The sequence below is a fragment of the Thalassospira sp. MCCC 1A01148 genome (assembly GCF_001613795.1).
In the GTDB taxonomy this organism is placed as follows: domain Bacteria; phylum Pseudomonadota; class Alphaproteobacteria; order Rhodospirillales; family Thalassospiraceae; genus Thalassospira.
In genome coordinates this window covers 1-26,061 of sequence record NZ_LPVZ01000009.1, presented here as the reverse complement: position 1 = coordinate 26,061, position 26,061 = coordinate 1, and the positions used below count along the sequence as shown (strand labels likewise).

The following is a 26,061-nucleotide window of genomic DNA, read 5'->3' as shown; positions in this document are numbered from 1 at the left end:
AAGTGAGTTTGATCAGGCTCTAACGCAAGCGTGAATTGATTTTATGTGCGGTCTGTTGAAAAAGTGAGGATAGCAAAATCAAATAAGCAGCCCGCGCTCATTTCCGTTGAGGCTGCGGGTCATCAGGTAAAAGGATTGTCCGAGATGCGGTCAAGAATGCGCACTTTCGTTTCTGCTTTGGCGTTGGCAACCGGCATTGCTGCGACATCATTGTCGACCCCGGCTTTTGCCGACCCGGCCCCGGATGTGGGCAACTGGCAATCTGTTCTGGATCAGGCCCGCGGCCAGACTGTTTATTGGCATGCCTGGGGCGGGGAGCCACGCATTAATGATTACATCGCCTGGGCGGGTGAACAGGTGCGCGAACGTTACGGGGTTGAGGTCGTTCAGGTCAAACTGACTGATACCGCCGACGCCGTTACACGGGTGTTGTCGGAAAAAACCGCTGGTGTCGATGATGGCGGGGCGGTTGATATGATCTGGATTAACGGCGAAAACTTTGCCGCGATGAAGCGCAATGACCTTTTATTTGGGCCGTGGGCAGAACAGACACCGAATTTCGCCTATGTCGATGTCGAAGGCAAACCGACAGTGGTCAACGATTTCACCGTGCCGACCGACGGGCTTGAAGCACCGTGGGGCATGGCGCAGGTCAGTTTTTATTACGATACGGCCAAGCTTGATGATGTGCCGAAATCAGCCCAGGAGCTTCTGGAATGGCTGGTCAAACATCCGGGCCGCTTTACCTATCCGCAGCCGCCGAACTATATGGGATCGACCTTCCTTAAACAGATTCTGACTGAACTGGTGGAAGACCCGAGTGTTCTGCAGCAGCCAGCTGACGAAACCGATGCAAAGGCAACTTTGGCACCGCTTTGGGGCTATCTTGAAGACTTGCAGCCGCTGTTGTGGCGCGATGGTCAGGCCTACCCGCAGAACGGGGCATCGATGCGTACGCTTCTGGCGGATAATGAAGTCGATATCGCGTTTTCATTCAGTTCCGGCGAAGTGTCCTCGGCAATTGAAGCGTTCGAGCTTCCTGATACCGTCCGGTCCTATGTGTTTGAGAATGGCACGCTTGGCAACACCAACTTTGTCGCCATTCCCTATAACGCATCTGCCAAGGCAGGCGCAGTTGTACTGGCCGATTTCCTGATGTCACCTGAAGCCCAGCTTCGCAAGCAGGACCCGCAATATTGGGGGGCGGATACGGTTCTGGCGATGGATAAACTGCCCAAAGACATGCAGGAAGCCTTTGCCAATCTTGATCTTGGCATTGCATCGCTTGCCCCGTCCGAACGCGGTACGGTTCTGCCGGAACCGCATCCAAGCTGGATGTCGCTGGTCGAAACCGAATGGCAAAAACGTTACGGCGTTGTGCAATAATAACGCATGTTGCGTTTTGTTCCGATCCTGACAATCGTTCTGATGATCGGCCCGGTTTCTGCCGGGCTGATTGGCACAGTTTTGCCTGCGTTCGGGATATTGCCAGCACTTGGCGGTACGACGCCATCCCTTGATCCGTGGCAGGCGCTGTTTGCGCAGCCCGGTCTTGACGCATCCATCCGGCTGTCATTCGTCAATGGCTTGATTGCTACCGCGATCTCAGTTGCGATTGTCATGCTTTTTTGTGCGGCCTGGCAGGGCACGCGCATATTTCGCGCCATGCAACGGGTTTTGTCGCCGATCCTGTCCGTTCCGCATGCGACGGCGGCCTTTGGGCTGGCATTCCTGATAGCACCATCGGGCTGGATCGTAAGACTGGTGGCACAATTTGCCGGATGGGACCGCCCGCCCGATATTGCGATTATCCATGACCCTTGGGGAATGGCGCTGATTGCCGGGCTGGTGGCAAAGGAAATCCCGTTCTTGTTTTTGATGACGCTTTCGGCCCTGCCGCAAGCTGATACAGACCGCACGGCACAGGTCACAGCAACCCTTGGATATGGAAAAACCGCCGGGTGGTTCAAGGCAACCTTGCCGCGCGTCTATCCGCAAATCCGCCTGCCGGTTCTGGCCGTGCTTGCCTATTCGACATCGGTTGTCGATGTGGCGATCATTCTGGCACCGACGACACCGGCCCCGCTGGCCGTTCGCATTCTGGGATGGTTATCCGATCCGGATCTTGGCCTGCGTTTCATGGCATCCAGTGCTGCTGTCTTGCAGCTTTTGATCGTGATCGCGGCAATGGTGGTCTGGATTGCGGGCGAACGGATCATCGGGGCCCTGGGGCGCCATTGGGCAGAGGACGGGCATCGTTTCAGGAAAGACAGCGCCGTCAGGGGGGCATCTGCACTGTTGGCGCTGGAGGCAGCCGGTGCGGTGGTGCTGGGTCTTGCGGTGCTTCTGGTCTGGAGTGTTGCCGGGTTCTGGGCATTTCCCGATCTGTTGCCGCGCGGGTTCAGCTTGCGTCTTTGGGCGCGCGAGTTGGATGCAATCGGTAGCAGCCTGACAACGACACTTTTGATCGGCATTCCGGCAGTTTTGGTTGCGGTCACGCTGGTTCTGGGCTGCCTTGAGAACGAGGTCCGCACAGGCAAGGCGGCCGGACGCCGTGCCATGCTGTTGATTTACCTGCCGCTTCTGATGCCACAGATCAGTTTTATGTTTGGATTGCAGGTCTTCTTTACGCTGCTTGGTCTTGAACGCACATTGCTGTCGGTTGTGCTGGGGCATTTGGTGTTTGTTGCGCCCTATGTGTTTCTGTCCCTGTCAGAGCCATTCCGAGCCCTTGATCCGCGCTATGGGCAAACCGCCCTTTGTCTTGGGGCGTCACCAGCACGGACATTCTGGCTGGTGCGTTTGCCGCTTTTGACACGTGCAGTTCTAACCGCCGCCGCAGTCGGCCTTGCGGTGACGGTGGGGCAATACTTGCCAACACTGTTGATCGGGGCAGGGCGCTTTGCCACGGTCACGACCGAGGCGGTCGCACTCGCATCTGGCGGGGATCGCCGAATGATTGGCATTTATGGCTTGTTGCAAATGGTCCTGCCATTTGTTGGCTTTGCCCTTACCTTGCTGATACCAGCGGTTTTGTTCCGCAACCGGCGCGGCATGGGGGCGCAGAACAAGGGATGATGAATGCCTGAAACGCTTAAAAATGGGCTGGAGTTACGCGATGTCCGCGTGCGTCTTGATGGGCGTGAACTGGTGGCCGTCGATCTGACGATTGCGCCTGGTGAAATCGTGACCCTTATGGGGCCAAGTGGATCGGGTAAATCCAGTTTGCTTGGACATATCTGCGGCACCTTGCCAGATACATTTGATGTCACCGGCGAGGTGGTTCTGAATGGTACACCCCTTGCGGGGTTGACCCCGCAGGAACGTCATGTTGGTATTCTGTTTCAGGATGATCTGTTGTTCCCACACCTTTCGGTTGGTGGCAACTTGGCTTTTGCGCTGCCATCACATATCAAGGGCCGGGGAAACCGCCATGCACGGGTTGAGGCCGCGCTTTCCAGTGCAGAGATGGACGGGTTTTATGATCGCGATCCGGCAACACTTTCAGGCGGGCAACGCGCGCGTGTAGCCTTGATGCGGGTTCTGCTGTCTGAACCGTGTGCCTTGTTGCTGGATGAGCCATTTTCAAAACTTGATAGCGGCCTGAGGTCACAGATCAGATCGTTTGTATTTGATCTCTGCCGCAAGAACAGCTTGCCAACCCTGATGGTTACCCATGATCCAGACGATGGCGAAGCAGCTGGTGGACGGGTGATCAAGATCGATTGACCTTTCGCCAAAGATGCGATGATGGCATGTACCGAATTTGCTGGAATCACCCTTTGATTGGTCTTATAGCAACTTACCGCAAAGAATTGTCTTGGGGCCGGGGCATTCAATACCGGGCCCTTGCGGCATGGAGAGTGTCGTAAATGTTCCCGGAAGAAATGTTTGCAATTGTCCCGGATGCGCTGGATCCGGCCACCTGTGACCGTCTGATCAATGGTTTTGCCCATGAGATGGACGAAGGTGGCCTTGTGCAGGGACAAACGGCAACCCACATCCGCCGTTCCAAGATCACCTGGTTCAATGAAGAACAGGAACCCGCTGTTTGCCGCCGGATCATAGATCTTGTTGCGGATGTAAACCGCAATGTCTTTGACTTTTCCCTGACCGAGTTTGCCGAGGACGCCCAGATCGCATGTTATGCCGGTGATCTGCGCGGACATTATGACTGGCACAGTGATGTTGGCGCGTCCGACGTGGCCAGACGCCGCAAACTGACCATGGTCATACAACTTTCCGAACCTGATCAGTATGAAGGCGGGCAGTTGCAGCTTAACCCGGCGGGAAATTTCGTTGATGCGCCGATGGAAAGGGGCACCGCGATCTTCTTTCCCAGCTTTGTGCTGCACCGTGTGGCCCCGACCACTGCGGGTTTACGCTATTCGCTGACGCAATGGGTGCATGGCAATCCGTTCCGCTAAGGAACGTGGGTAATCAGTAACGTTCCAGACGATCCAGAAGGCGCGGGTTGCCCCATTTCGGCTGGCGGTCTTCAAGGGCGGTTTCGTGATGGAAGACCTGATCATTGTCAGCGGTCTGTTTGTGCAGGCGAAGGCTGATCCAGCGCGGGACCAGTTCGTTGTTGAAATCATCCATCAACAGAACGGCCGCAGCTTCGAAATTCTCGAATTCGATATTGGCGATTTCAGCGTAGTATTCCGCCAGACTGTTGGTCTTCAGGATCAAACGGTCCGGCACATAACGAAGCGTCAGACGTGCCGGGAAAACATCCTTGTCACCGGTCAGGTTGCTTTGCAAGGTAACGACGTAATCAATACGTGGACCGGGGTTCGGTTCGGTCAGGATCAGATTACGGCGCTGATAAATCTCAAGCATTTCTTCCAACCGTTGTCATAAGTGATGGATCAAGGATACGACCGCGCCCCGGACAGGAAAAGCATTCATTTCAAAATGCCAGGAACTTAAGCCTCTAATCCGTGGTGGGAATTCGGTCCGTCATCATCGGGTACCGGCGCAATTTCAACAAATCGCGATCCGTCCTGAAACTGAATATGTCCTTTATACCCGGCAATTTGCAGGGCCTCTCGGAAGATGCCGCGGATGTCATCGCGGTTATGGGATTGCAACGGATTTTCGGTGCGCACAATCAGATCGAATTTGCTTTCGTCACCTTTCACCAGTCCATCAAGCTGGGTGTGGCCCACCACACTGAACGACAGATCAAGCAGGAAACGTGTTCCCTGATCATCGGGTTTGTCCGGGTCGTTCTCATGGTTGCCATGACGCCAACCCATCTGAAGCTGTTCGATCTTGTCGCCCATATTGAACGGCATTGCCATGACGCGCCAGCCATCAGGCCTGTCTTCGGTCGCCATGGCACGCAGTTGACCAAAGTCACCTTCAAGTCGTTTAAGTCCGCCGCCATCTGCATCAGCCAGCGAGGCCAGACTGTTTGCCGCGCGGTCGCCGATCCAGCTGCGCAAGTTTCCGCCCTGACCTGTCATGGCAGCAAAGAAGAACATCATGGTCGTTGTCAGTTTCGGCCCAGCCTGCGGGATGTTGTTTAGCAAACTAAGTGCGGCACCCGGATCATGTTGTTGAAGCACACTGACCGCCTTGTGCAGGCTGTCCCAATCATGGGTCAGGGCCGCAGTTTGGCCGCGCGCGATCAATTGCGCCTCTGTCATGGGGGCGGAGACGGATGGCTTCGCCGCGCCAGAAGGATCCACGTTGAAGGACAAAGTCGCGCCGGTTGGTGCGGGGACCGGCAGTTTGATGCCGACAATCCCGGCAGAGGTACGAAGAGCAGTAAAGCCCTGCGGCAGCATGCGTGCCTCGGCGCTATTGGCTGGCAGGACCGTCCCTGTCAGCATCAACGTACCTGCTGTTGCCTGTCCACCCGCTGTTTGCGCGGCAATGGTGGGTGCCATCCCGGCAGCAGCCCCGCCCGACGCACCCGTTGCCATGCCAGCGGTACCTGCATTGGTTGCCGATGCCATTACATTGGCGGCTTGTTGTGCTGTTACCGTACCTTGACCAAGGAAGATCACCTGTGTCTGGCTTCCGGCGGGTAATTGAGTGCCATTGGGCATGTTGAGGATGGATGTGGTAACTGCGCTAAATGTCTGTCCGGGTGTCAGCGTGCTTCCGGCAATGTTTCCACTGGCAAGCCCGCCGGTGACCCCGGAGCCCCCCGGTGTCAGCGTTTGGGGCAAAAGTTGCAGACGCATGCCTTCTGCCGGATTGCCCCCGGATGTGGTTTGTCCGCTGCCCGGGTTGGTTGTCGGAATGCGGGTCCACAGAAGATCGCCAAGATTGCCCGGCAGAGGCGTAGGTACCTTAACCGTGACGGCACCAAGGGCCGTGGCAAGGGTAAGTTGCGTGCCTGATTGTGACTGAACCGAGGCCTGCATCAGGGTTTCGACAGGAAGCTTGGCAAGTGCCGCAGCAACCTGTTGAGAGGTCGCACCCGTTACGGTAGCGTTGATTTGGGCTGGAACGGACCCCTGATTGGCTTGCCCGGCCGAGCTTCCCGCCGAAGCATGTCCACCGACGGCCGGGCCGGGCGATATTGCTTGTGGCGGGAGCGTCATGACAAACCTACTCCTCGAGAAGGGTTCGGGCGATTGCCTCTATGTCGTGGGCTGCATCGCAATTCGGATGACGGGTCAAAAGCGGCGTTTGATTGCGGATGCATTCCGATACTTTGGAATCTGCCCGCACAACACCAAGCAATGGCGGCGATATTTTCAAAAAGCCCTCGCAGGCCTTGAGAAGCTTGTTATAGATCGCCTGACCTTCTTTCTTGTCTCTGGCCATATTGACCACGACCCGGATATCGGTTTTCGGTCGGGCCATATGGGTGACCTTGATAAAGGCATAGGCATCGGTCAAAGACGTCGGATCACCATTGGTAATTACGATCACCGTGTTGGCGAGCCCCGTCATCTGACGCACGCCCTGGTCAACACCTGCGCCAAGGTCGATCAATACTTTATCATATTCCTTGCCGGTTTGGAGCAAATCGTCTGAAAGGGCCTGCAAACGGGTGGCAGGCAGGTTGGCAAGGCTACCCGATCCGCTGCGCCCGGCAATAATATCGAAATCGCCATCCGGGAAATGGGTGACCGCATCCTTAAGGCCGATCCGACCGGAAATCACGCCGCCCAGATCATATTTCGGCATCAGGCCAAGCTGAATGTCGATATTCGCCAGGCCAAGGTCACCGTCAAACAACAGGGTCTTGTGACCTTCCAGCACCAGCGCATGGGTCAGGGTGATGGAAAACCAGGTCTTGCCCACGCCGCCTTTACCAGACGCGACAGCAAGAACATTGCGGCCTCTGGCCCGCGGGGCAGATTTGGGTGAAGCATCAGACTTGGTAGTCATTTCACGACCTCGGAGAAGCTCGGTTTCGCGGTGTCAGCGCGATGGGACGGTATCAGAAGTTTTGCCAAGGCAAGGGGACTAAGGGCGGTCAGGCCGTCCGCAACCTGGGCTGTCATACTGACATTGCAAAGGGAAAGATTTCCTGAATCCGCTCCATATAGCGCACCGCCAAGGCGTGCAGCAACATCAAGTCGCGAGATCATCACGCGTGTTGCGCCGCCATCGGCAAAGGCATTGGCTATATCAGCGGACTCATAGGCATCAATTCCCGCAGGGTTCACCAGTACCGGTTCACTCGGTACCGCTTTCATGAATTCACAAAGCGTGCCAATTTCGCTTTCAAGGTAGGGGTTGCAGCTTGCCGTATCGATCAGGATGACGTCCGCATCGCGTATTTCGCCAAAGCGCGCCTTGAGCTCATCTGGTGATTTGGCCTGCAGCAGGTCGATCTTGAGAATTCTGGTGAAGGCTTCAAGCTGGGCAATTCCGCCGGCACGTTTGTAATCGGTTGAAAGAACAGCGACTTTGCGTTTCTTCATCACCGCGCGGGCAGCGGTTTTGGCAACGGCCAGTGTTTTGCCCGATCCGGGCGGTCCGACAAAGGCCAAGGCACGCGGCGTGTTCTTTTCGGGCAGTGGTGAGAAATCAAAAATTTCATCAAGCGCACCTGCCAGCAATTGTTGCTCGGATGCGGCGGCTGTTTCGCGTGCCATCAGGTCACATAGCCGAATGCGCAACCGTTCCGGCAAATTGTGCCGCGTCAGTGCGGCCTCGACCGTATCAAGCTGTTCCTGAAGCGCGGGGGCCGGTCCGCCGTCATCGTCAAAGTCGGGATCGCGATCAAGGGCTGCCGTCAGGCGCACGCCACTGCCCGGGATATCCTGTGTCGAAACAATGATGGCATCAGTGCCCATATGCTCTTTAACGAGCGCCATCGCCTCGGTCATGGTGGGGGCGGTGAAGGTCTTAAGACGCATTACGGTCCCCCTGCCTGGCTTTGTCCGCAATCAGGGCGGTGAAGAAAACCTCACGCATCAGACCTGCCCCAGCGTTTTAAGCTGTGCCTTGGGGTGGATTTCGTTTTGCGACATCACAACGGTGCTGGGGCGGAAGCGCTCAACGATCGACCGCACATAGGGGCGAATGCCAGGGCTGGTCAAAAGGACCGGGCTTTCACCCATCATGCCGAGGCGCTCAAACGTCGTTCTGACCTTGTTGATGAATTCCTGTAGTTGGCTTGGCGGAATGGAAAGCTGTTTTTCCTCGCCCGAACCGACAAGGCTTTCGGCAAAGACCTGTTCCCATTGCGGGGACATGGTCACAAGCGGAATGACGCCGTCCTGATTGGTGTTCACATCCGACAGTTGGCGCGCAAGACGTGAACGCACATGTTCGGTCATGAAGGTCGGGTTACGGGTAAATGCCGTGGATTCTGCGATGCCTTCAAGGATTGTGGGCAGATCTCGGATGGATACACGCTCCGTCAGAAGGTTCTGAAGCACCCGCTGAACACCGCCAACCGAAACCTGACCGGGGACGATATCCTCGACCAGCTTTTTCTGGTCTTCATCAAGTTCATCCAGCAGCTTCTGCGTTTCGGCATAGGACAGCAGTTCTGGCATGTGATCCTTGATCACTTCGGTGATGTGCGTCGTGATTACCGTTTGCGGATCCACCACCGTATAGCCACGGAACATCGCCTCTTCCTTCATGCCCTGTTCGATCCACATGGCCGGCAGGTTAAAGGTTGGCTCCATGGTTTTTTCGCCAGACAGGGTGATCTCCTCGCCGCGCGGGTCCATTACCAGCAACATGTTCGGGCGCAGGTCCCCACGCCCTGCCTCGATCTCCTTGACGCGCAGGACGTATGTATTTGCTGGCAACTGCATGTTGTCCTGAATACGCACCGACGGCATGACAAAGCCCATGTCGCCTGCAAGCTGGCGACGCAGTGCCTTGATCTGATCGGTCAGTTTCTGGCCGCGTTCCGTACTGATGAGTGACAGCAGCCCATAGCCCAGTTCAAGGCGCACATAATCCATGCGCAACGCATTGGCGATGGGTTCTTCAGGGGGCGGGCCTGCGGCTTCTGCTGCGGCCTGGGATTCCTTCATCTGTTCCTGCGCGACGGCGGCCTTCTGGCGGTTGCCCATGTAATAGGCCAAATAACCCAGTCCAGCCGCGATCATCAGGAACCACAGCATCGGAATGCCCGGCAAAAGCGACATGCCACCCATCAGGGCGGCGGCAACGCCAAGGGCGGCCGGATAGTTACTGACCTGTCCGAAAACGGCCTTTTCCGTTGCGCCGTCAAGGCCCCCCTTGGTGACCAGAAGACCCGCGGCGGTCGAAACGATCAGGGCAGGGATCTGCGAAACCAGACCGTCGCCAACGGTCAGGATCGTGTAAGTCTCGGTTGCCTCGGCAAGGGAAAGACCCATCTGGGCTGTGCCGATGATGATGCCACCGATCACGTTGATAAACGTAATCAGAATGCCGGCAACAGCATCGCCACGAACAAACTTGGATGCACCATCCATCGACCCGAAGAAGGAACTTTCATCTTCAAGTTCCTTACGGCGGGCCTTGGCCTGTTCTTCATTGATCAGGCCCGATGACAAATCGGCGTCAATGGCCATCTGTTTGCCGGGCATGGCATCAAGGGTAAAGCGTGCCGCGACCTCGGCGATACGGCCGGAACCCTTGGTGATGACGACAAAGTTGATGATCACAAGGATGGCAAAGACAATAATCCCGATGACGAAATTGCCCGAAATCAGGAAGCTGCCAAACGCTTCGATCACCGCGCCGGCGGCATGCGTGCCTTCGTGCCCATAGCCAAGGATCAGGCGGGTTGTCGCAATGTTCAGCGCAAGCCTGAGCGACGTCGCCACCAGCAGGATCGTCGGGAAAGAGTTGAATTCAAGCGGTTTCTGGATGAACAGCGATGTCATCAGGATCAGCACAGAGAAGCTGATCGAAAGGGCCAGCATGAAATCAAGCAGCCACGGCGGCATCGGGAACATCATGACCACAAGGATCATGATAAAGCCCAGTGCCATGGCGATATCGCCACGTTTCATGGCCGAAGCGACACGTGACTGCAAGGCGCCGAGATTTAACCCGCCCGGCGCACCGCCGCCGGGGCCGTCAGAGCCGCCGGAACCAGTCGGTGTGATGTCTTGACCTTCGGCCATTTTCTTTGCTTGTTATCCTGTTGCTTGCTCGATGTTCATTGCGCCTTTACCTGCCTTGAAGATGGGGACAGCGCGCCGAAATTTCATGTTCAGTCGTGACCGTCACCCGGGGCCGGTACAGCAAGTCCTTCGTCGCTATACTGGCGCAACTTGTTGCGCAGGGTCCGAATGGAAATGCCAAGAATGTTGGCCGCGTGGGTTCGGTTCCCAAAGCAATGCTTGAGCGTATCAATAATCAGATCACGTTCGACATCAGCCACTGTGCGCCCAACAAGGGCCGACGTGACGGACCCGTTCCCTGCAACTTCATCTGATGTGCTTTCAGAACTGCCGGTGTCCTGATCCGAAGCAGGTGCATTTTCTGCCGGGGCATTGGGAGCAGGCGGTGGTGTTGGTGCGCTGGGTTGGTAAGCGGATGATGCGGCGCCATAGGCTGCATTGGCGTTTGCATAGGCCGAGCTTGCCCGTGCTGGTGCGGCAGGTGCCGTAGGGGCGGGTGAAGGGGCCTGTGGCGCGGGCGCGGCAGGTGCCGGTTCGCTACTGCCTGATCCCGAAAGCATGATGGCCTCTGGCCCTATCTCGTCGGGACCAGCAATCAGCACGGCGCGGTGCATGGTGTTTTCCAGCTCGCGCACATTGCCCCGCCAGTGATGGGATAGCAGACGCTGGATCGCCAGCGGGCTGATCGGCCGGACGGGAACATCATTGGCCTCGGAATACTTTTTGACAAAGAACTCGGCCAGTACCGGAATATCATCGGGACGTTCGCGCAGGGATGGGATGTCAAGATTGACGACATTCAGGCGGAAATACAAATCCTCGCGGAAGTTGCCGGCATTGACTTCGGCCTCAAGATTTCGGTTCGAGGTCGCCAGAATGCGGACATCGACCTTCACGGGGCTTTTGCCGCCCAGCCGGTCAATTTCCTTTTCCTGAATGGCACGCAGGAGCTTGGCCTGAAGACGGACATCCATTTCGCTGATTTCATCAAGCAAAAGGGTCCCGCCATTGGCTTCTTCAAATTTACCGATGCGGCGCGCCTGTGCCCCGGTGAAGGCCCCTTTTTCGTGGCCGAACAGTTCGGATTCAAGAAGATTATCGGGGATTGCCGCGCAGTTCACGGCGACAAACGGCTTGTCCGCGCGATTGGACTTGCGGTGCACGTAACGCGAAATGATTTCCTTACCGGTACCGCTTTCACCCGTGATCAGGATAGAGGCCGAGCTGTTGGCGACCTGATTTGCCAGTCGCAGGGTTTCCGCCATGCGGGCATCGCGATGGATCAGGGCGTGGCTTTCCTCGGTCACTGCTTCGAAGATCGCGGCAATCAGATCCGCTTCGGGCGGCAGGGGAATGAATTCCTGTGCGCCCGCTTTGATGGCGTTAACCGCACCGTTGACATCATTACCGATGCCACATGCCACGACCGGCACGGTGATGCGCTCGGCTCCCATGGCGTCAATCAGAGCGGCGACATCAAGCGTGATGTCAGCCATGACCAGATCAATCCGGTTGCCCGTTCGCAGGATGTTAAGCGCGGTCGTCACGCTTTCGGCCAACTGGACCGAAGCGCCGCGCGCCATTGCGATCTTGCTGGCTGCGCCTATCTGTCCGCCCAGTCCACCAACGATCAGTACCTGCATCGTCTCATCTCTTTCCGATCAGTTTGGGGACCCTTTGCACCCGGTGTGTCTGGGCAAAAGGGCCGGTATTCACACATTCGATCAATCGAAGTAGCTGACGCGTTTTGACGGCGGCAGGATCGAGTTGATCAGCATTTCCAGACGGCGAGGGTTTTCCTGCCGGCCAATGGAAACCGCACCAACCATATAGACCGAATTCAAAAGCTCTTCGTCGTTGGAATTACGTTCAAGTTTACCCGCAAGTGGCATGAAGACCATGTTGGCCAGAACCGCGCCATAGAAGGTTGTCAAAAGCGCAACAGCCATCGACGGACCAATCGAGGACGGGTCGTCAAGGTTGCCAAGCATCTGCACCAGACCGATCAACGTCCCGATCAGGCCCATCGCCGGTGCAACGTCACCGGCCTTTTTCATGATGTTCGCACCTTTTTGGTGGCGGCCGATGGTGGCATTCATGTCTTTGCGCATGATGGCTTCGACTTCCTCGGGCGGGGTGCCGTCAACGACCAGCGACAAACCTTTCCAGAGGTATTCCTCGCTTTGCAGGCTATCGAGATGTCCCTGCAGTGACAGTACGCCACCCTTACGGGCAATTTCAGCCAGCTGAAGGATCTGGAGGGCCGCATCCGCCGGATTGCGCGATTTATGGAAAATCGTGCGCATAAGGATCTTGCCCGATCCAAGAAACTCGCCCAACGCAAAGCTAACAGCCGTAATAGCTGCCGTACCGCCGATAACAATCAGCACAGAGGGGATATCGATAAAGGCACCCGGCGATCCACCAAAGATGATTGCTGCAATCACCAACGAAAAGCCAATGGCCAGTCCCCCGACTGTCGCAATGTCAAACGACGTTTTAGTCCCCCCTTCGGCCATAGTCGGATATCCTCTCTTACGTTAGCTTTTCTCGGATTTGATGATTTCCGTCATGGTAACACCAAGCCGGTCTTCCACCACCACGACCTCGCCACGCGCGACGAGACGGTTGTTAACATAGATATCAATAGCTTCACCAACTTTGCGGTCAAGCTCTACGACAGCACCACGACCAAGTTTCAGCAATTGACTGACCTGCATGGTTGCTTTTCCGAGGACTGCTGAAACCTGAACGGGAATATCGTACACGGCTTCAAGATCCTTGGAAGTCTTCATCTGCTCGCTGCCAGCTTCGGCCGCGGCGAGAAGTTCGGTTCCTTCGCCCTCAAGTTCAATTTGATCGTCATCGAGTTCCGAGAGTTCGAGATCGTCATCATCAGCCATTTTCGTCTCCTGCGTCTTTGGTCGGTTGCTTCACAGCAGCCGTCTCGCCGGCTGTGGTCGTCGGGTTTTCCTGCGTGCGCGGCTGCCCATTCTCGGGGCCAGCGTTGACGGGCTTCGCAGGATTTTGCGCGGTTGCCGTCGTATGGTTATTTTGTGTGTCAGGCTTGTCGTCGGCCTGACCTTCGGTGATTGTTTCCGGTCTTTGTGCCGTGTCACCTGCGGTTGCCGGATTTGCCATTGTATCTTCTTGCGATGTTTGCATATTCCGCGCGTCGGTGCCATCGCCTTCTTGGGGTGCAGCCCCGTGTGCGGCTGGTCCGGCAGGGGATGGCATGTCCGGTGTGACGTGTTTCACCGCCTCTGTCGGATTGCCTTGGGTCGGTTCAGCGGGATTGGCATCTGGACTACGCAAGCTTTCCGGTGACTCCGAACCAGATGTCTGGTGGTTGGCAGGCTCGGGGGCTTCTGTCGGCTGCGGGTAATTTGGCGTCGCTTCCCGGTTCATGTCCGACTTGTTTGGCATCTCTGTTGGGTCGGTGGGTACGTTGCCTGCATCTGCCCCTTCATCTGCCGGTGTGGAAGATGCCAGATCGTCTTTTGGCATACGGCTTTCCTGAACTTCGGGATCGCCCATATCGCTTTCTGCCAGACCATGGTCACTGGCATGTAGGGCCAGCGCATTGTCGATGATCTCGTTGATCTCGGACCAGATACGTGAACTGTTGCGCACTGCTGTGCCATCGCCCCACGAAACCTGACAATCGCCCATCGCGACATCGGGTTCCCCAACAACGACGATCTTGCCGGAAAAACCACGCGAAACGGCGATGCGTTCTGTCGCCGCCCCGACATCTTTTTCAAGTTCAGGATGAACCTTGATCATGACTTTCGGAACATCAAACAGATTGGCCAGACATTGCCGGACAATGTCTTCGATCTCGGTCAACTGATACTGCTTCGACCAGGCAGGGGCGAGTTTGCGAATGATACCAAGGGCAACGTGAATGGCATCTTCGTTGATCTTGGCATTGGCGCGCTTTTGCTGCTCGTCAATCTGGGCCAGCTTTTCAGCAATTTCAGATTCCACATCGCCAACGGCCTTTTCAAGCGAGGCCATGATTTGCTGGTGGGCTTCGTCAAATCCCTGTTTGTGACCCTCGGCAAAACCCTGTTCGTGGCCACGCTTTTCAGCATCTGCCACCATTTGGGTACCCTGTTCCTCGGTATAGACCGGGGGCGGGGGCGGCGGGGCTTCGTCTTCTTTCTTTTTCTTCTTTTTCTTGCCCAGTTCGTAATGCTCATCCTCGCCGCCTGCCGAACGGATTACGTTGTCGGCATCGTCGAAGCTTAATGAGAATGTGAACTTTTCAATGGCCGTCATATCAAACTGCTAAAACGCCTTGTGCAACAAAAGGGAGGAAGCCCTGCGGCTGTCAGTGAGCCGATCACTGTCAGGAGCATCAGCTTTCCTGGTACAGCCAGTTGCGAATAATCGAGAGAGCTTCTTCCGGATGTTTCTCCACGATCTCGCCGATCTTCTTGACCGAGGATGCTTTCACGCGGCCTTCAACCTGCGACAGGTTGATCAGTTCCTCGCCGTCGTCGGCACCACCAGGTGCCATCGGAACCGGCGCCGGACCTTCAAGGGCCGGTGTGCCCTCTGCGCTCATGTCCTCGGCAAGAAGCTGCCGCTGTGCCATGTCTGCCGCACTGGGCAGGGTTTCGAACGCACGGGTCAGCAGAGGGCGGACCACCAGCAGGATGACAAGGATGGCGACAATTGCCAAGACCAGCATCTCGGCGATGCGGAAGATTTCAGCCTTGTCGAGGCCAAGGAATGTCTCGATTTCTTCATCCGGGAACAGATCGTCGGTATCGGCGAACTGCATGTTGATGACTTCGACCTGATCGCTGCGCTGGGGATCATAGCCGATGGCGCTACGAACAAGTGCTGCGATCTTCTCGAGGTCTTCCGGGGAGCGTTCCTGATACAGGCGCTCGCCATTTTCGTCGGTGGTGTAGGTGCCATCAACGAGCACCGCCACCGTCACACGCGAAATTTCGCCGATTTCCTTGACCTGTGTGGTGGTGGTTTTGGAAATCTCGTAGTTGACGGTTTCTTCGGTGCGGTTTTCCTGACTTTGGGTGCCAGCTCCGTTGGCAGCGTCAAAGTTTGCATCTGGCAGGTTGTTTTGCAGCGTTACCGGATCGGTGCCCTCGGTCTCGGAATTGGTGGCATTTTCTTCGATCGTTTGGCTTGAACGGATCACGCGCTCGTCAGGGTTAAAGCGCTCGTCAGCCGTCGTAACCTTGTTGAAGTCCATTTCGACCGAGACTTCGGCGCGAACCTCGCCATAGCCAAGGGAACGTGACAGCAAATCTTCGATGGTATTGCGCAGGCGGCTTTCCGTGCGAATGCGCATTTCGTCAGCGGTCTGCGTCAGGAAGGTCGAAGACTGCTGTTCGCCGTCACCGCGGGCAAGCAAACGTCCACGTTCATCAATGATCGATACCTTGCCGGGGTCAAGTTGTGGCACAGCGGCAGCGACAAGGTGCTGAATTGCAACGACTTGTTCAGGTTTCAGTTCACCGCCCGCCATTTTTACGGCAATTGAGGCACTGGCGTCCTGCGTTTCGCGCGAGAACATTTGACGTTTGGGCAGAACCAGATGAACACGTGCCTGCTGGATCGACTGGATCGCGGCAATCGTTCTGGCCAGTTCGCCTTCAAGGGCGCGGACGTGGTTAATGTTCTGCTCAAAACTCGTCGCGCCGAAACCATCGGAGTTATCAAATACTTCGTAACCGACAGAGCCGCCAGTCGGCAGGCCGCTTTCCGCCATGCTCAGGCGCATGCGGTTGACCTGGTCGGCCGGGACAAGGATTTCAGTGCCGTTATTGAGCAGCTGGTACTGGACTTGTTGATCTTCCAGGCGATTGACAATCTGGCTGGCATCGCCCGGGTCCAGATCGCGATAGAGCAGTTCCATGTTCGGGGCGGAAACGCGCATGATCAAGAATACAAAGAAGACAAGCAGCAACACGCCCACGCCGCTGATAGCCATCAGGCGCGTTGGTCCAAGACTTTTTAGTGTTTGCAACAAGCCGCCCACGTTCGACTGCTCCGAAACGAAAATTTACCACTGTCCCTGTGCGGATCGATCCATGCGGAATGCGACCAGCATCAACAACGAATAGTTCTCCATGCTGAAGAACAGGTTAACAACCGGCAATTTTTGCCCAGTTGATGGATTCAAATTCACCAGTGATTTGAATCATTTGGATATTTAATATCCGCTTTTCTCTGCCCTTAATGTAGTGAGTCAGTCGGGTAAAAAGAAGCCCGGCACAGTGGCCGGGCGAGTCTGTTTTGGTGCAATGTGTTTCAAGGCGGGCTAACGCCCTGAAACAGATGTCAATTACCGTTTGATCCGAATCAGCTCGTCGAGCATTTCATCGGTCGTGGTGATGGTTTTGGTGTTCGCCGAGTAAGCGCGCTGGGTGACGATCATGTTGGTGAATTCCTCACCGAGATCGACGTTCGAGCCTTCCAAAGCGGATGCCACGACGTTACCGGCACCATTCAGGCCAGGCTCACGGAGCAGATAGTCACCCGACTCACGCGTCTGGCGGTACACGTTACCTGTGTGGTTTTCCATTTCATCAGGTGCCTCGAATGTCGCAATTGCCAGCTTGTAAACTGGACGTTTGACACCGTTGGCGAATTCCACCTGCAGGAAACCTTCTTCGGTGAGGGCATAGTTCACCATGGTGCCAGCCTGTGCGCCGTTTTGGTTGATGAAGTGGGTGGTGTATTCGACAAGGTTACCGTTTGCATCCGAACCAGCGGCAAACTGGGTAATGCCATTGCCGAGGCCGATGGTACCAAAGTCAAGATTGATTTCACTGTCGTCCGCACCATTCGTCCACTCTGCGGAGATATCTGCATCTGTCAGATCACCTGCCGTACCGACGGTAACTGCCCCGATCGTTGCCGCAACACCGGTAAAGCTTTGAAGGTTGCCTGAACCGTCAAAGGTGACCGTGCCAGCCTGTATCAGACCATTCGGGTGATCTGCGGCATCAAGCTCACCAGTCGTTGTGTTGCCGGTAAGTTCAAAGCCCCAACGGTTCTGACCGAGTTTGACAACCTGCAGGTTGACCGTATGTGCGGAACCAAGGGAGTCGTAAATGGTTACCGGCATGGTGTTGTCTTCGGCAACCGTACCGCTCGCAAGGTTACCAGCGGTGTAGGTCGCTGACAGCGTACCCGGGACACCGGCAAAGTTGATGCCCGTCGCACTTAATGGCGTGCCCGTGACGTTGGCAATAACGACATCCTGATCGGCAAACGCACCAGTCAAGGTCAGGGTATCATTGGTGCCCGTTGTGGTGGTGGTTGCGTCAATGCCGGTTACTGCACTGATCGCAGCAGCCAGATCTTCGAGCGTATCACCAGTGTTAATCGTGATGTTGGTGGTCGTGCCATCATGGGTGATCGAGAACTGGTCACCGTTGTTGATGCCGGCAAGTGTTGTCAGGTCGGTCGTATCATAGTCGATACCTGTGGTGGTCGACGTCGCCGTTCCGCCCGTTACAGCTGTTTCATCCGAGTTGAGGTTGGCACCAAATTCGATATTGGTGGTCGACGCGGCAGCCGTCAGGATCGAGTTGATGTCAAGAACCTGAAGGTCGGTAACTGCTGAGCTGTTTGATGTCGTGGCGTTGCCGTCCCCGTCAAGCAGGCCACCCTCGCGGTCGGTTGCCCAACCTTGAACGTAGTATCCCGCCGTGTTGCGCAGGTACCCGTCATCATCAGGCTTGAAATCACCAGCGCGGGTAAAGAACAATTCGTCATTGGTGCCCGGGCTGGCATTGTTACGCACGATGAAGAAGCCATCGCCCGAAATTGCCGCCGCCGTGGTCGACGAGGTTGCCTGCAGCAAGCCCTGCTTGCTGATCAGGGCGGTCGGGTGGAAGCGTACGCCACCCGGTGTATAGCGGGTGTCGGTTGCGGCCTCGGTCACCAGGGTCGAGAAACGACCAATAGTTCCCTTGTAACCGATCGTATTAAGGTTCGAGATGTTGTCCGAGATGACGCCCAGGTTCTGAGACTGCGCATTCAGGCCGGAAACACCGGAAATCATTGCACCAAAAAGGCTCATTTTTCTTCTCCTGTTTCGACAGGCTGTTAATCAAATCCGGATGAATGCCCTAGGCGGCTTCTTCCTGCTCTTCAGTCCCGGAATTATCTCCGGTACCTGTGTTATCGTTGGTGGTATCTGTGCTGTTCGCGCCCAACTTCACGTTGGTCAGGGTCGAGAACGGTACAGAGACATCGCCCATGCGGAGGTAAATGTCGCTGTCATCAATATCGACACTGTCAACTGTGCCGACGATACCGATTGCCACAGATGCCGGATCACCGTCTTCATCAAGGAAGCTGTCTCCGTTGGCTGCCATCGGGCTGACCACCAGGGTATAGGCACCAGGATCCTGTTCGACCCCGTTGTTGTTCTTGCCATCCCAGGTAAAGGTCTGAAGGCCGGAAACATCGGTAAGTTCTTCAGAGTAGATGGTCGCACCGCTCTGATCCTGAATCTGCAATTGCAGACGCGGAACTTCCGGTGAAACGTTGTATTTGTAAGTGAGCTCTTCGCCCTCTTCGCGCCAGTTGGTGTCACCAACTGCTTCGATCTCGGCACCGACATAGGACAGTGCAGAAAGCTGGCGTTGCTGGCCCTGCATGGCGAGCAGGTCTTCGAGGTTCTTGTTGCTCTGAATGCCTTGCTCAACCTGGGCGAACTGGCTCAGCTGGTCGGTGAACTTGTCACTTTCCATGGGCGAGGTCGGGTCCTGGTTTTTGAGCTGTGTTGTCAGAAGGGTCAGAAACGTATCAAAGTTCTGGGCCAGCTGATTGGCAGAGCTACTTGACGCGGCATTGTTGTTTGACTGCGCCAGACCAACATTTGTCAGGGATGAAATGGTCATGGGATTGTCCCTCTACCTTTCCTAGATCCGGATATCGACAAGGCCGTTGGGATTGATCCCATAGCCAATGGCGACATGTTCGGCGAGTTCGGTTCCACTCATGACATCGCCATCATCGGGGCTGCTGCCCTGATCGGCGGTCATACGAGATTGGCCGTTGCCGTCCTGACTCTGGCCACCTTCATTTCTGTGCTCGAAGGTGAAGCTTTGACTGTCTGCGTTCAGTCCAGCGTCTTTCAATGCTTGTTGAAGAGCACGGGAGTCTTGACGCAACATGTCGAGGGTCTCGCGTGTGTCGGCTTGAATGACGCCCTGGATGCGGCCGTCCTGACCGATTTCCATTTTGACATCCACGCGGCCCAGATGCTCGGGGCGAAGTTGGACCGAGATCTTGTCAACGCCCTCGCTGGCAGCGTTTCGGATTGAAACGGCAACCTGTTGCTGTACCTGCTGTGACGGAGCCTGACGCGCGGTTTGTGCGGTTTGGCCGCCGGTGTTGGTCTGATGCAGGGTATTTGTGCTGCCGGGCTGTCCATTTGCCGTGGCGGTGGCTTCAGTGCCGCCGGTCGCGGTGACCGCACCGTTTGTCACTGCATTCTGCTGTGCGGTTGCACTGTTTTGCGGGTTCTGGGCATTTGACGCAGCTGCCATTGCCTGCTGTGCTGCCTGGGCAGTTTGTGCCGGGTTGGTTGTCGCGGCCTGTTGACCGCCATTGTTGGTTTGAGCAGAGGTCGTGGCATTTACGGTGCCGTTGGCATCGCTTTTACCTTTTCCCTCGCCGCTCATCGCATCAACGACACGCGACAGGAATTTGTCAGATGTTAGTTCATCACCGGTGCCGGTATCTGCGCCATTAAGGGCAATCTTGGCCGATCCTGCTGCTGCGGGCTGCGACAGGGCTGTTGAGTTCAATAGCCCGTCAGTTGTCTTGTCTGCTGTAGTGGTGCCATTGGCAGCAACATTCTGACCACCAGCCTGTGCCGGGTTCTGGCCAGATGTTACACCGCTCGCGGCATTCGTCTTCACATCAGCTGCCTTTGCCTTGGCTAACTCAAGTGCCTCGGGCGAGCCAGGGAGTGGAGCTGCCTGTGCAGGCTGGTTTGGATCAACCATGCCAGGGGTGACGGCTGCGTTGTCGGTTTTATCCGCATTGGTTCCGGCTTCCTCTTCGGAGGTGGCCGACTTGGTTTCATCTGACGAACGAGTATCGCCTTGATCCGAAGCGTCACCTTCGTCATTGCCGCGATCAGCGGTGTCCGCGCTTTGCATATTATCAGATGCATCGTCGTCAGGATGATCCGCGTCGGCATCATGCGGTTCATCGGATTTGGGGTCGTCAATTCTGGCGTGGTCTTCATGATCATCACGCGAAGCACGGACCGGATCGTCTTCCCGACGGTCGGCGGTTGGCGCATCGTCAAGATCCTGATCTTCACGTGCGGATCTGCGCGCACTCATTTCAGCGCGATGGTCGTCGATATCGTTCTGGGCAGATTTTGCCGCGTCGTATTTGACCAGATGGCTTTGCTCAGACCAGTTGTCTGTGACCGATGCCATGATGTCACTAAAGCCGGACCCCTTGCGTTCGCTCGGGTTTGCGCCGGGTACGGAGACTGTTGGCATCACGCTGTTTGTAATCGCAGAGCTGTTCATGACCTTGGTCCTTATGGAAGCAGTGTCAGAACAGTTGCAAGTGACGGGCCAGTTTTGAGATTAACGTTTTCTACATATTTTCAGTAGGTTAGGGTGCTTCGGTTCTGGAGGCATATTTTGCCGCGGTCAAAAACAGGTGTGTAGCAGGGAAAAATTGATCCGGTGGCATTCTGGTGGGAAGGAAACAGGGGAAATGCAAAAAGGCCCCCGGCGATGCCGGAGGCCTAATTCTGTCAGTCGAATAAGTAAGGCGTCTTGGCTTAGGCCGAAATTGACAGCCCGGATTTTGCCGGTGCCGGTTTTTCAGCTTCATCCGTTGCGCTTGCAGATGTTTGTGCCGCTTCATTGGGAAGGGCAGGACGATCCTTTTGGGCCGTCATCACTGCCTGACGCAATTCGCCTTCGCTTTTTTCAGAAAGCTCAGCCCAAGAATCCCGAAGTGGTGTGAGAAGTTTGATAACCTCTGCTGCGGCATTGGGATCGTTTTTGCGATCCACATCCATCAAGCGGATCATGCAGTGCGTATAGAGCCGTTCGAGGTTCGCAGCGATCTCGCCACCTTGCTCCATGTCCAGGGTGTTGGCCAAATGGGCAATCAATTCTTGCGCACTGCAATTGGCATTGCAGCGACCCTGAATGTCATTCCGCTCAATCGCGTTTTGCGCCTCCTGCAAGCGCGACAAAGTCTTTTCAAACAGCATAAACACCATTTTTGCAGGTGTGGCTGTGTTGACCTGTTGTTGCTTGTATGTATGGGCGGCGTGTTCGTTCATGCGACACTCCTTGGTATACTACGCGTGTGTTCAGTGTGCATGTATGGCAGACAAAAGTTAACCTTTATCTTTTCCTGCAGCCATCAATTCGTCGAGAGAACTCTGGATGTTCTTCATGCGTGCAAGGGCTGATTCCATTGCAATGAACTGATCCATAAGGACTTCTCGCTGCCGTGCGAGACGTTCGTCAATACGGTCAACTTTTTCTTCGTAAGACGTGCTTTGGGTCTCCAGTTCAGAGATCGCCTGGGTCAAAGTCCCTTCTTCTTCGTCCAGAATTGTATCCAGTTCGAAGTAGAACTGTGCGCCAATGCCGACGCTGGTTGTTACTGTTGCGGTGTCGGCAGCATTACCATCACCACTATAAAACAGTCGCAAACCGTCAGCGGTTTTGATGCTGTTGCCAGAAACAACCGCGTTTTTTCCGGTGGTGGTCACGCCATCAACCGTGATGTCATATGTTACACTATTGATTGTGCCACCAGACGCATCAATGTTGAACTCATAGGTCGCTGCGTTGGTTTTGCTGTCAAAGCCGGTCATCGTTATATCGGAGTTGTCCGATTTGCCGCGGAACAGGAACAGTTCCATGACTTCTTCCGGCTCGTTAAGCAAAGCTTCATTGAGCGCAGCTTCGTCAAGATCAATGGTTTTGCTTAGCAACGGATCTTCGTTCGCCCCATAGGCAACAAAGTCCAGGCCGATTTCTGCCAAAACCGAATAGTCAGTCTGATCAGCCCGGTCAGTGACCCCGTTTGCAAACGAACCGGCAATCTGTTGCAGAGCGGACTCAATGCTTTTGACGGACGTGTTTCCGAGCAAAATGGCGTCTTCGGATGCTTCACCGGTGGTCGGGTCAACGAAAGTCTTCTCGTTGATGAAGGTCTGGACCGCGTTGTAGGCATCGACGAAATCAAGAATGGCTGTCTTCGCCTGATTGAGGTCCTGTTCGATATCAATCGTGATTTGTGTTCCCGGTTCGGCGTCATACAAACTGATATTGAGACCATCAATCAGATCAGAAAACTCGTTTGACCCACGGGTCACGGTGATCCCGTCAAGTTCAATGCTTGCATTGTTGCCAACGTCAATGACATTGGTTGCATTGATTGTCGTCGCATCTGTCAGGACGCCAAGGCTTTGCAGAACGTTGCCGCTATCGTCACTGAACGACATACGGTTGTCTTCGCCTTCGTCTGTCGAGGTCAGGATCAGCGTACTTTCAGTATCCGAAACCTTGACGACCGATGCCTGAACGCCGGTCGCGTCTTTGATATTGTTGATCTTGTCACGAATATCCTGAAGCGTATCGCCTGCTGCCACAGTAACCGTCGAACTGCCTGCCCCGCCAGCCACGGTAAAGGTGCCTGTTCCGGTGATCCCTGTAATGTCGGCGCTTGCCGCGACAGCCTGGGTATCACTTGAAAGTTTGTGTCGGCTTGCGACCTGGTTGATCTCGAAGGCGTAGCTTCCGGTCTCAGCTGCGTTTGACGCAGTGACACCCATCAAAGTACCTGCCTCGGATCCGTCAGAGGATGCAAAAATCTGTTTGGCTTCAAAGATATTTCGCGAGTTGTCGAAGCTCGTTGCGCCATAAAGGTTGGACATCGAGTCTTTGAGCGTACCAACAAGTGTCTGCAGCTCTTTCAGCGCAGCAATTTTCTCGTCGTTGGCCTCAACCCGTCTTTCAAGGTTGTCAGCAGGAATACGACGGGCAGCAATCATCTGGTCGACGGTGTCGACGAAATCGATGTTGGACGAACCGCCAGATAGCTGGACGCGACCGTTATCCCCAACATAGATATTATTTAAATTCAGACTGCTCATTGGTTAGCTCCTTGGGTGCTCCCGGCTGATTTTGCCTGCTACCGGTATCTCTTGTCAAACCGATCAGCAAGAACCATGCCTATGCGCGCCCACTCGCTGGGTTAAATTTCTTCGTCGACGAAACTGCCGAGATATTCGCGCATCTGTGAGAACAGCTGCTGAAGTTCCTTTGACGGCAGTTCGCGCAAGACATCACCGCTTACGCGGTCGGTAACTTTTGCAACAACGCGACCAGTATCCTGATTGAAGTTCAATTCAACGCGTGCCGTGCCGTTTGCAAGGTCCGGCAGATCAATACTGGCCAGAGCATCCTGCATTTTCTGCGGTACTGCGGATGCCTTGGTTTCCGGTTTCGCTGCTGCGAAGCCCGCTTCAGCTCTTGCTGCCGGGGCTGCTGGTGCAGCCGGCGCAGACTGGGTGTTGCCACCCGAACTGCTTGGCGCACTATAGTTGTTTACGACTTCCATTTTTCAGCTCCTTAAAGCCGCCATCCTGTAACAGCAGGATGAAACTTGAAAAAGACGGGTACCTATCATCGGTGCCCAGGGACAAAAGATAGATTACTGCAGCAAGCGCAGCAGGTTCTGCGGCATCTGGTTTGCCTGCGCAAGCATCGCGACACCAGACTGAACCAGGATCTGCTTGGAGGTGAAGGCGGTCATTTCGGCCGCGACGTCAAGGTCAAGCAGGGTAGAACGAGCTGATTCAGTGTTTTCTTGCGTGGAAGCAAGGTTCTGACCAGCAAAGTCCAGTCGGTTCTGGTAGGTGCCAACTGTCGCGCGTGCCCGCTGCAGGTCATCAATCGCACGAGTGACAACCTCGACAGCACTTTGGGCGTTAGCAGACGTGCTGATCGCATTGGCGCCCAGACTCTGCAAAGAGTCCTGAGTGCCCAAGGCACCTGCGCCAAGTGTATCAGAGTCAACAGAGTTCAATGAGATTGCAAGGCGGTCATTCGACGTGTTTCCGGCGCCAACCTGGAATTCAATGGAGTTCTGTAAAGCCTGCCCGTTGTCAGCCGCCATGGTGACAACGTTACCAGCAGCAGAGTCAAGGCCGCTCGTGCCGAAGGTTGTGTCGGTACCGAAGTCAGAAGCGCCGGTGTTGTCGGCTTCAATTGCCGAGACCGATGCCGAGAAGTTGGAGTTGACCGTAAAGGTCAGCCCAAGTTCATCGAAGTTCAGGGTCGCGTTTTCGCCCGCACTGATTGCGGTGGTGCCATCGGTTGCGTAGTCGGAAACGTCGATCGACTGGGTGCGGTCAACAGTGCCATCAATGGTGCTGGTGACGGTCATGATGACCTGATCGCCCACGCCATAGTTGATGTTTACTTCAAAACTGTTATCGGTGAGATCCGTATCGGTATCGGTCGCCCAATAGTTGTTGTCGGTGATGCCGAAAGTATCAAAGCCGTTCACCGGGACAAGTGCTTCGCCCTGCTGGCCAGCAGCCAAGTCACCAAATTGCAGTGCGACATCACCGCCATCACCAAGCAGTTGAATGCCGTTGAAGTTGGTGGAGGATGCAATGCGGTCAATTTCATCGCGCAGCTGCACGAACTCATCATTGAGGAAGCCGCGTTCGGTGTCTGAAAGGTTGCCCGACGATGCCTGAACCGACAGTGTTTTCATACGGACAAGTATGTTGTCTATCGTTGCCATACCGCCATCAGCGATCTGGAGCATCGAGTTGGCCTGACCAACGTTCACGGAAGCTGTCTTGAGGGCCTCGGTGGTCGCGTTCAGGCGTGCACCGATTGCCATGGAAGCTGCGTCATCACGTGCAGAAACCACGCGCGTACCCGAAGACAGCTTCGACAGCGACCGGGTCGCCATTTCGTCAGAAGCAGACAAGTTACGGTGCGCGACGTTCGCAGCATAATTCGAAATAATATTAAGAGCCATGACGCATCTCCTACATGGATAGCTCTGGACAACATCTTGTTATCCGTGACCCGGCACACTTGCCAGAGTTTTTTCATCCCATAACCTAGGGGTGAAAAGTGTAATACAGGTATGGTGTAATATACTTTTAGGTTAGATTTATGTCTAGAGAAAAAAGATTTTGGGATTTATCCATTAAAAACAAATGGTTATTTATGGCGGAAGTGCCCAGTTTTGCCGATGCCCTTAATATTTTGTAAACGAATCCGACTCCTTCAAGGAGATGGGTTGCAGGTAAGGCAACTATCCAGATGTATAAATCCAAAAATTTTAGTAAGGTGTTGGCCGAGGAGGAAATCGGCAAGCAGCCAAGTGCGCTTATCGAAGATACGAAAAAAAGGGCGACCCGAAGGTCGCCCTTTTTTGAAAGATTGTAAGCGTTTCCAGATTACTGGAGCAGACGCAGCAGGTTCTGCGG

The 26,061-nt window shown here is 55.3% G+C and carries 22 protein-coding genes; 4 read left to right on the top strand and 18 right to left on the bottom strand.

The genetic code is table 11. The features are described from left to right. Positions 1 to 156: 156 nt before the first annotated feature. From AUQ43_RS02690 to AUQ43_RS02675, 4 genes are all read left to right on the top strand, one after another. Positions 157 to 1,386 carry an ABC transporter substrate-binding protein gene (locus tag AUQ43_RS02690; RefSeq protein WP_232310564.1) on the top strand — a complete coding sequence of 410 codons (1,230 nt, stop codon included), beginning with the start codon at positions 157 to 159 and terminating at the stop codon, positions 1,384 to 1,386. A 6-nt stretch (positions 1,387 to 1,392) separates the two neighbouring features. Continuing rightward, the gene (locus AUQ43_RS02685; RefSeq protein WP_062954098.1) at positions 1,393 to 3,078 is read left to right on the top strand and encodes an ABC transporter permease; all 1,686 of its coding nucleotides are present in this window, start codon (positions 1,393 to 1,395) and stop codon (positions 3,076 to 3,078) included. A 3-nt stretch (positions 3,079 to 3,081) separates the two neighbouring features. Continuing rightward, a complete protein-coding gene (locus AUQ43_RS02680; RefSeq protein WP_062954097.1) occupies positions 3,082 to 3,729 on the top strand; it encodes an ATP-binding cassette domain-containing protein in 648 nt (215 codons plus the stop codon). Between the two features lie 143 nt (positions 3,730 to 3,872). After that, on the top strand, positions 3,873 to 4,427 hold the full coding sequence (locus AUQ43_RS02675) for a 2OG-Fe(II) oxygenase (protein ID WP_062954096.1): 555 nt from the start codon (positions 3,873 to 3,875) through the stop codon (positions 4,425 to 4,427). A 13-nt stretch (positions 4,428 to 4,440) separates the two neighbouring features. Here the strand turns inward: AUQ43_RS02675 and AUQ43_RS02670 are convergent, their stop codons facing one another. From AUQ43_RS02670 to AUQ43_RS20495, 18 genes are all read right to left on the bottom strand, one after another. Beyond that, positions 4,441 to 4,842 (bottom strand): hypothetical protein, encoded by a 402-nt coding sequence (locus AUQ43_RS02670; RefSeq protein WP_062954095.1) that lies wholly within the window; start codon positions 4,840 to 4,842, stop codon positions 4,441 to 4,443. An 86-nt stretch (positions 4,843 to 4,928) separates the two neighbouring features. Beyond that, complete coding sequence (locus tag AUQ43_RS02665) at positions 4,929 to 6,560, bottom strand: hypothetical protein (protein WP_062954094.1); 1,632 nt, start codon at positions 6,558 to 6,560, stop codon at positions 4,929 to 4,931. Positions 6,561 to 6,567: 7 nt separating this feature from the next. Next, positions 6,568 to 7,356, bottom strand: a complete 789-nt coding sequence (locus tag AUQ43_RS02660) for a MinD/ParA family protein (protein WP_062954093.1) — start codon at positions 7,354 to 7,356, stop codon at positions 6,568 to 6,570. After that, positions 7,353 to 8,333, bottom strand: a complete 981-nt coding sequence (locus AUQ43_RS02655; RefSeq protein WP_062954092.1) for a GTP-binding protein — start codon at positions 8,331 to 8,333, stop codon at positions 7,353 to 7,355. The genes AUQ43_RS02660 and AUQ43_RS02655 overlap by 4 nt, the downstream gene beginning before the upstream one ends. 57 nt (positions 8,334 to 8,390) lie before the next feature. Then, positions 8,391 to 10,553, bottom strand: a complete 2,163-nt coding sequence (flhA, locus tag AUQ43_RS02650; RefSeq protein ID WP_114129912.1) for a flagellar biosynthesis protein FlhA — start codon at positions 10,551 to 10,553, stop codon at positions 8,391 to 8,393. Between the two features lie 89 nt (positions 10,554 to 10,642). Beyond that, a complete protein-coding gene (locus AUQ43_RS02645) occupies positions 10,643 to 12,196 on the bottom strand; it encodes a sigma-54 dependent transcriptional regulator (RefSeq protein ID WP_062954091.1) in 1,554 nt (517 codons plus the stop codon). Between the two features lie 81 nt (positions 12,197 to 12,277). Next, entirely contained in the window at positions 12,278 to 13,072 is a 795-nt protein-coding gene (locus AUQ43_RS02640) for a motility protein A (RefSeq protein WP_062954090.1), read from the bottom strand. 21 nt (positions 13,073 to 13,093) lie between these two features. Beyond that, positions 13,094 to 13,456: a flagellar motor switch protein FliN gene (fliN, locus tag AUQ43_RS02635; RefSeq protein ID WP_062954089.1), complete on the bottom strand. Its 363-nt coding sequence runs from the start codon at positions 13,454 to 13,456 to the stop codon at positions 13,094 to 13,096. After that, a complete protein-coding gene (locus tag AUQ43_RS02630) occupies positions 13,449 to 14,837 on the bottom strand; it encodes a FliH/SctL family protein (RefSeq protein WP_062954088.1) in 1,389 nt (462 codons plus the stop codon). Before AUQ43_RS02630 ends, fliN begins: the two co-directional genes overlap by 8 nt. 79 nt (positions 14,838 to 14,916) lie before the next feature. Then, a complete protein-coding gene (gene fliF, locus AUQ43_RS02625; RefSeq protein WP_062954087.1) occupies positions 14,917 to 16,521 on the bottom strand; it encodes a flagellar basal-body MS-ring/collar protein FliF in 1,605 nt (534 codons plus the stop codon). Between the two features lie 354 nt (positions 16,522 to 16,875). Then, positions 16,876 to 18,621, bottom strand: coding sequence for a flagellar hook protein FlgE (locus AUQ43_RS02620; RefSeq protein ID WP_062954086.1), 1,746 nt, complete (start codon positions 18,619 to 18,621; stop codon positions 16,876 to 16,878). A gap of 49 nt (positions 18,622 to 18,670) precedes the next feature. Then, positions 18,671 to 19,447: a flagellar hook assembly protein FlgD gene (locus AUQ43_RS02615; protein WP_062954085.1), complete on the bottom strand. Its 777-nt coding sequence runs from the start codon at positions 19,445 to 19,447 to the stop codon at positions 18,671 to 18,673. A gap of 21 nt (positions 19,448 to 19,468) precedes the next feature. Then, complete coding sequence (locus AUQ43_RS02610) at positions 19,469 to 21,100, bottom strand: flagellar hook-length control protein FliK (RefSeq protein WP_084271966.1); 1,632 nt, start codon at positions 21,098 to 21,100, stop codon at positions 19,469 to 19,471. Between the two features lie 260 nt (positions 21,101 to 21,360). Continuing rightward, positions 21,361 to 21,873 (bottom strand): flagellar export chaperone FliS, encoded by a 513-nt coding sequence (gene fliS / locus AUQ43_RS02605; RefSeq protein WP_062954083.1) that lies wholly within the window; start codon positions 21,871 to 21,873, stop codon positions 21,361 to 21,363. A 57-nt stretch (positions 21,874 to 21,930) separates the two neighbouring features. Next, positions 21,931 to 23,700 carry a flagellar filament capping protein FliD gene (gene fliD / locus AUQ43_RS02600; protein ID WP_062954082.1) on the bottom strand — a complete coding sequence of 590 codons (1,770 nt, stop codon included), beginning with the start codon at positions 23,698 to 23,700 and terminating at the stop codon, positions 21,931 to 21,933. A 101-nt stretch (positions 23,701 to 23,801) separates the two neighbouring features. Continuing rightward, positions 23,802 to 24,167, bottom strand: coding sequence for a flagellar protein FlaG (locus AUQ43_RS02595; protein WP_062954081.1), 366 nt, complete (start codon positions 24,165 to 24,167; stop codon positions 23,802 to 23,804). Between the two features lie 93 nt (positions 24,168 to 24,260). After that, entirely contained in the window at positions 24,261 to 25,604 is a 1,344-nt protein-coding gene (locus AUQ43_RS02590) for a flagellin (RefSeq protein WP_084271965.1), read from the bottom strand. A 254-nt stretch (positions 25,605 to 25,858) separates the two neighbouring features. Further along, positions 25,859 to 26,061 (bottom strand): hypothetical protein (locus AUQ43_RS20495; protein ID WP_232310563.1); only part of this gene is annotated, 203 nt, incomplete at its 5' end.